A 6,149-nucleotide genomic window follows, 5' to 3' on the forward strand; every position below is an offset into this window, starting at 1 on the left:
CCGGCGCGCCTTCGCCGCCCTGATCGCCCTGGCCTGCGGGTCGCTGCGTAAGGTGACGGTGGTGGCCGTTATCTCGGGCGGGGCGGCCTGCGCGAGGGCGTTCGCGTCGGCCGCCGACTCCTCGGCCTGGTGCTCTGGCAACGAAATGGTCTGCAGGTCGAAGGAATACGGCGGGACGAACCCGTGCGGGCCACTGTGGAGCGGGCGCGCGAGACGCACCGTCCCGGCCCCCACCGATACTCCCAGTACCGAACTCATCAGCTACCCATCTCGATCCCTACCGGACGACACGCGGAGCCTGCACACTCGGAACAAATGTCCGGCAGCCCCCGCTTGGATCGCCACTCTACGGGGTGCCGAGTCCGGCGTACACCCACCCGGCGTCCCGCCAGCTTGCGCTGTCCAAACAATTGCGGCCGTCGATGATCGAGCGGGACCGAACCACCGGTTCGAGGTCGGCCGGTGTCAGTGCCGTGAATTCGTTCCACTCCGTGAGGACCAGCACCACGTCGGCGCGATCGCAGGCCTCGGCCACCGAGGTCGCGTAGTTCAGGGTCGGGAACACGCGCCGCGAATTCTCCACGGCCTTCGGGTCGTACACGGTGACGACGGCGCCGTGCAGCTGGATCATCCCCGCCACGTTCAGCGCCGGGGAATCGCGCACGTCGTCGGACTCCGGCTTGAACGCGGCCCCGAGAACGGCCACGTTGGCGCCGAGCAGCGAGCCGCCGCAGGCGCGGGCGGCCATGTCGACCACCTTGGTGCGGCGGCGCATGTTGATGTTGTCGACCTCGCGCAGGAACGCCACCGCGTGATCGGCGCCCAGCTCACCGGAGCGGGCCATGAACGCGCGGATGTCCTTGGGCAGGCAGCCGCCGCCGAAACCCAGGCCGGCGTTGAGGAATCGGCGGCCGATGCGGGCGTCGTAGCCGAGCGCGTCGGCCAGCATCGTCACATCGGCGCCGGTCGCCTCGCACACCTCGGAGACGGCGTTGATGAACGAGATCTTCGTCGCCAGAAAGGCGTTCGCCGAGACCTTGACCAGCTCGGCGGTGGCCAGGTCGGTGAGCAGGAACGGGATCTCGGCGGCGATCAGGTCGGCGTAGATCTCGCGGATCTGCTGCTCCACCCAGCCCGAACGCTCGCGGCTGCCGTCCAGGCCGAGGACAAGGCGGTCGGGGCGCAGGGTGTCCTGCACGGCGAAGCCCTCGCGCAGGAACTCCGGATTCCAGGCGACCTCGACGTCGACCGTCGCCGCCGCGCGGGCCCGCTCACCGAGCGCCGCCGCGGTGCCGACCGGCACCGTCGACTTGCCGACGATCATCGCCGGACGTTCCAGCATCGGAGCCAGCGTGTCGACCACGGCGTGCACGTATTTCAGGTCGGCGCCGTACTCGCCTTTCTTCTGCGGGGTGCCGACGCCGAGGAAATGCATGTCGGCGTGGGCCGCGGCGTCCTCGTAGTCGGTGGTGAACCGCAGCCTGCCCGCGGCGAGGTTGCGCTGCAGCACCTCCTCCAGGCCGGGTTCGTAGAACGGCACCACCCCATCGGCCAGTTTGGCCACCTTGCCGGGATCGACATCGACCCCGACCACGTCATGCCCCAGCTCGGCCATGCACGCTGCGTGCGTGGCCCCCAGGTACCCCGTTCCGAAGACTGTGCATCGCATGGTTCCGTTGGTAAGGCGCGCGCGTGGCTACGCCGCGTCAGCGAGGCAAGAGCGGGCGCAACATCTGGTGTACAGGGGGAGACGTCGACTGGTCGGTCGGTTCTCCGGGGCGCCTACCTGGGCGGATAGCATTCGGCGCGGGTGCGTGGTTCGGATTGCCACGTAGCGGGTGTCCGCGGGTGTGGACGCTAGCATCGTGCGGTGCGTCGGGTACTGGTCGTCCTCGGGGCGTCGCTGGTCGTGGCGATCGTCGCGGTGGTGGCGCTGTGGCCGGTGTATGTGCGGCCGCGCGTCGACGAGCCGGCGCGGGCCGACGCGATACTCGTGCTCGGCGGCGCGCACGACGGGCGCGAACAGCTCGGATTGCGGTTGGCGGCCGAAGGCTACGCGCCCCGCGTCCTGATCTCGAACCCCTATGAACACAGCCCGATGGTCAACCGGATCTGCCACGGCGGCTACCGCTTCGAGGTGATCTGCTTCGACCCCAGCCCCCGCACCACCCTGGGCGAAGGCCGCGAACTGGCCCGCCTCGGTGGCACCTGGTCGCGCGTCATCGTCGTCACCTTCACGCCCCACATCTCCCGATCCCGCTACATCCTCGGAAAGTGCTGGCCCGGCGAACTCCTCTTCGTCGACCCCGAACCCCATCTCTCACCGGCCCGCTGGGCCTGGGACTACGTCTATCAATCCGCGGGATATGTGAAGGCGTGGTTCCAGGACTGCTGAGACGGCCTCTTCCCCGCGGTGGATCACGCGGCCACCCGAGTCACTCATGCGGTAGACGCGCGCGATGGCAGGGCGGAAATAGCGTTCGACCATGGGAATTCTCACGAGTGGTCGGGGTGCGGCCGCAGTCGCGACGGGGTGCGCCGCGGCAGCGATGATCGGATGCGCGGCACCGGATCGCGTAGCGCCGTCGCACGGGACGCCACCCGCGCAGATAGGACAGCAGCGGATCGAGTGGCACGACTGCGACACCGCCCCGGACGACGTCGTGGGACGCGGATTGGCCGCGGTGGGCGCGCGATGCGGGGAGTTCCAGGCGCCGCTGGATCACACGCGGCCGTCCGGGCCGACGGTCACGATCGCGGTGGCCCTGCGCCCCGCGAGTGACCCTGCCCGCCGTCGAGGGACCTTGGTCGTGGAGACCGGCGGACCCGGCCCGTCTCGCGAGGGGGTATCGATGCTGGTCGACGGGCCCGAAGGTGGTCACCCGGCCGCCCGGCAGCTCGCAGAAAGCTACGACCTGGTCGGGCTTGATCCGCGATTCTTCGGAGCCAGCGATCCACTCGACTGTGGCTGGCCGACGGGCGAATATCTCGCTCTCGCGCAGGGCGCGCCGAACGATCGCGCCGGATTCGACCGCACCGTGGACGTGGCAAGGGCGCTGGCGGCGCGGTGCGCACCGCATCGGGAACTGCTGCCGCACGCCTCGACCCGTGCGGTAGCGCGCGACCTGGATCTGCTGCGGCAGCTGCTCGGCCAGGAGCGGTTGTCATACCTGGGGTGGTCGTGGGGCAGCTATCTCGGCGCGGTCTATCTGCAGATGTTCGGTGACAACGTCGACCGGATGGTGCTCGACAGTCCCCTCGACCCGCGGGCGCCCGGCCCCGACCTGACCCGCACCTCGGCACCGGCCACCGCCGCGGCACTGGCCGACTGGGCCCGCTGGGCCGCCGACCGCGACCAGCAACTCGGCCTCGGCGCGACACAGGAGCAAGTGCTCGCCGCGGTGGACGCCCTGGTCGCGCGCGTCGCTGTGAGTCCGCTGAGCATCGCCGGGACCACCGTCACCGCGGACATGCTGCCCGGACTGCTGCTGACCGTCGACGACAGCGACGAGTCGTACACCGAATTCGGCGCCCTCGTCCGCGCGCTGTCCGACGCGTCGCGCGGACCGGTGGTCGACCCGCCGCCGAGCCTGGCCGGCAAACTCGCCCTCTACGCCGAGACCGCGGTGGTCCCCGAGTTCGGTTTCAGCGCGACGGTGGCCAATCAGTGCGCGGATCGCGCCGCCAGGGACGTCGAGGACCACTACACCGACATCGAGGACCATCGCGCCACCGAACCACTGTTCGGCGCCTTGGCCCGCCACCTCACCCCGTGCGCGGTGTGGCCGTCCCGCCCGGCCGAGCCGGCTACCGAGATCGACACTTCGGCGCCGGCCCTGCTCATCGGCGCCGAGGGAGATCCGGTCGCACCGATCGCCGGACAGCGTGCACTGCGCGAGGCGCTGTCCGGGTCGCGCTCGGTGACGGTGACCGGCGCGTTCCGCCACGGCGTCTATCTGTTCGAGCGTTCGCGCTGCGTCGACGCCGCGGTCGAGCGGTATCTGCTCGACGGTGTCCTGCCCGCCGCCGATACCCGATGCCGACGGGAGTGACGGGCTAGCGCCCGCCGCGCGCGAGTCCGGCTTCGTGGGCGAGGATCACCGCCCGCACCCGGTCTCGCGCCGACAGTTTCAGGAGGATATGGCGCACATGTGTTTTCACGGTGCCCGCGCCGATGTCGAGCGCGACGGCGATCTCGGCGTTGGACGATCCCCTGGCCATCTCGGTGAGGACGTCGCGCTCGCGACCGGTGAGGGTGGCCACCAGCCGTCGCGCCGCGGGATCGATCGGCGGGGCGAGTCGATGGAGCAGGCGCCGAGTGGTGGACGCGGCGAGTACCGCGTCACCGGCGTGCACGCTGCGCACCGCGGACAGGAAGACCTCCGCCGGAGCCTGTTTCAACAGGAATCCGCTCGCACCGGCGCGTACGGCGGCCACCGCGTAATCGTCGAGGTCGTAGGTCGTCAACACCAGCACCTTGGGTGGATCGGGCGCGGCCGTCAGCAGGCGGGTGGCCTCGATGCCGTCCATTCCCGGCATCCGGACATCCATGACGACCACATCCGGAGCAGATCGCCCAGCCACGGCGAGCGCGGCGGCGCCGTCGGCGGCCTCGCCGACCACCCGGAGATCGGGCTGGGAGTCGACCACCATGCGGAACCCGGCACGCACCAGCTCCTGGTCTTCGACGAGGAGCACCCCGATCACGGGTTGCCCGCCAGTGGAATTCGCGCGTGGAGCAGGTGCCCGGCGCCGTCGGGGCGGCGGCGCAACTCCATGTCGCCGCCGTAGGCGGAGATCCGCTCACGCATGCCGATCAGGCCGTATCCTGCGGGGCCCGACCGTGGTTCGCCGCAGCCGTCGTCCTGGACGCTGACGTGCAAGCCGGCGTCTTCGACGCACACCGAAACCTGGGCGCGCACACCGGTTCCGGCGTGTTTGACGATATTGGTCAGACCTTCCTGCACGAGGCGGTAGACCACCAGGCCGACGCCGGTGTCGACCGGTTCCCCGGCCAGATCGATGGTCAGGTCGACCGGTAGGCCCGCGTCGTTCAGGTCGCCGGTCAGCCGGATCAGGTCCGAGATGCCCGGTGCCGGAGCGGAATCGGGCTCGGGACGGTCGTCCTCGCGCAGGACGCCGATGGCCCGGCGGGTTTCGGTGAGCGCGGTCCGGCCCTGCTCACCGATCGCCGCCAGCGCCTCGACCGCGCGCCGCGGTTCGGCCGGCGCCGCATAGCGACCACCGTCGGCCTGCGCGACGATCACGGCCAGCGAATGCGCGAGGATGTCGTGGATATCGCGGGCGATCCGGTTCCGCTCGGACAGCACCGCCAGCCGGGTCCGCTGTTCTTGCTCGCGCTCGAGCAGGGCGGTCTGCCGAGCCAGCGCCTCGAACTCGCCGCGGCGGGCACGCTGCCAGGCGCCGCCGAACCACGCCGCGACGACCGCGCCCGCGAAGGACACCCCCACCAGGACATGCGCCGACACCGGCATCGGAAGCTGCGGCCAACTCCAGCCGGCCAGCACCGCGCCTGCCAAGCCGACGACGAGTCCGGCGCGGCTCGCCCACCTCTCGGCGTAGGCCGCGAGGGTGTAGACCGCGAGTGGCACGGCGACATCGGCGGGCAACGCGCCGGTCGTGGCCTGGAGGGTCGCCCACTGGACGAACGCCACCATCGCCACCACCGCGGCCGTACCCGCGGGCCACCGGCGCCGCCAGGCCAGCGGCACGAGCAAGGCCACCGAGAAGGCGAAGTAGTCCGCGCCGGCGTCGACGAGAGCGCCGGCCAGGAAACACACCATGAGCAGCACGATCACGATGGCCGCGTCCACATGCGCGGTGCGCCCGCGCAGCCAGAGCGCTACCCGTTCATCGACCATCCGCCCACCCTAGGTCGGCCGGTCGGCCACCACCTCTACCCTCGGGACGATTTTCGGGACACGTGGCGCGAGCTCCGTGAAAAGCGGAGAGGGGCGCGCGGAGCACCCCAAGGCCGGGGTGTGGTTTGGGGTTATTGGGGGCCCCGGCGACGCCCGGTGACCCGGTGCTCGTCGCCCGCTCCGCCGCGCACGAGATCGCCGCCGCCGTCGCCACCGCCCTGTCGAACGTCGACCTGCATGCCGGGCCGGACGCGAAAGCCTATGTGC

Annotated in this window: 5 protein-coding genes and 1 pseudogene; 2 read left to right on the forward strand and 4 right to left on the reverse strand. The window is 70.9% G+C overall.

The annotated features are described in order from the left end of the window. Together QH270_RS01450 and QH270_RS01455 are read right to left on the reverse strand one after the other, a co-directional pair. Positions 1-258 (reverse strand): annotated as a pseudogene (locus tag QH270_RS01450) (Hsp70 family protein); the annotation flags it as partial. An 88-nt stretch (positions 259-346) separates the two neighbouring features. Then, positions 347-1,669: a UDP-glucose dehydrogenase family protein gene (locus QH270_RS01455; RefSeq protein ID WP_280338526.1), complete on the reverse strand. Its 1,323-nt coding sequence runs from the start codon at positions 1,667-1,669 to the stop codon at positions 347-349. Between the two features lie 201 nt (positions 1,670-1,870). Here QH270_RS01455 and QH270_RS01460 point away from each other — a divergent pair, with 201 nt between their 5' ends. Further along, positions 1,871-2,395, forward strand: coding sequence for a YdcF family protein (locus QH270_RS01460; protein ID WP_280338527.1), 525 nt, complete (start codon positions 1,871-1,873; stop codon positions 2,393-2,395). Between the two features lie 457 nt (positions 2,396-2,852). Further along, positions 2,853-4,052: an alpha/beta hydrolase gene (locus QH270_RS01465; protein ID WP_348537625.1), complete on the forward strand. Its 1,200-nt coding sequence runs from the start codon at positions 2,853-2,855 to the stop codon at positions 4,050-4,052. Positions 4,053-4,056: 4 nt separating this feature from the next. Here the strand turns inward: QH270_RS01465 and QH270_RS01470 are convergent, their stop codons facing one another. Together QH270_RS01470 and QH270_RS01475 are read right to left on the reverse strand one after the other, a co-directional pair. Next, complete coding sequence (locus QH270_RS01470) at positions 4,057-4,707, reverse strand: response regulator transcription factor (protein WP_280338528.1); 651 nt, start codon at positions 4,705-4,707, stop codon at positions 4,057-4,059. Next, a complete protein-coding gene (locus tag QH270_RS01475; protein WP_280338529.1) occupies positions 4,704-5,882 on the reverse strand; it encodes a sensor histidine kinase in 1,179 nt (392 codons plus the stop codon). Before QH270_RS01475 ends, QH270_RS01470 begins: the two co-directional genes overlap by 4 nt. Positions 5,883-6,149 lie beyond the last annotated feature (267 nt).

This window comes from Nocardia neocaledoniensis (genome assembly GCF_029868625.1).
GTDB classification, from domain to species: domain Bacteria; phylum Actinomycetota; class Actinomycetes; order Mycobacteriales; family Mycobacteriaceae; genus Nocardia; species Nocardia neocaledoniensis_A.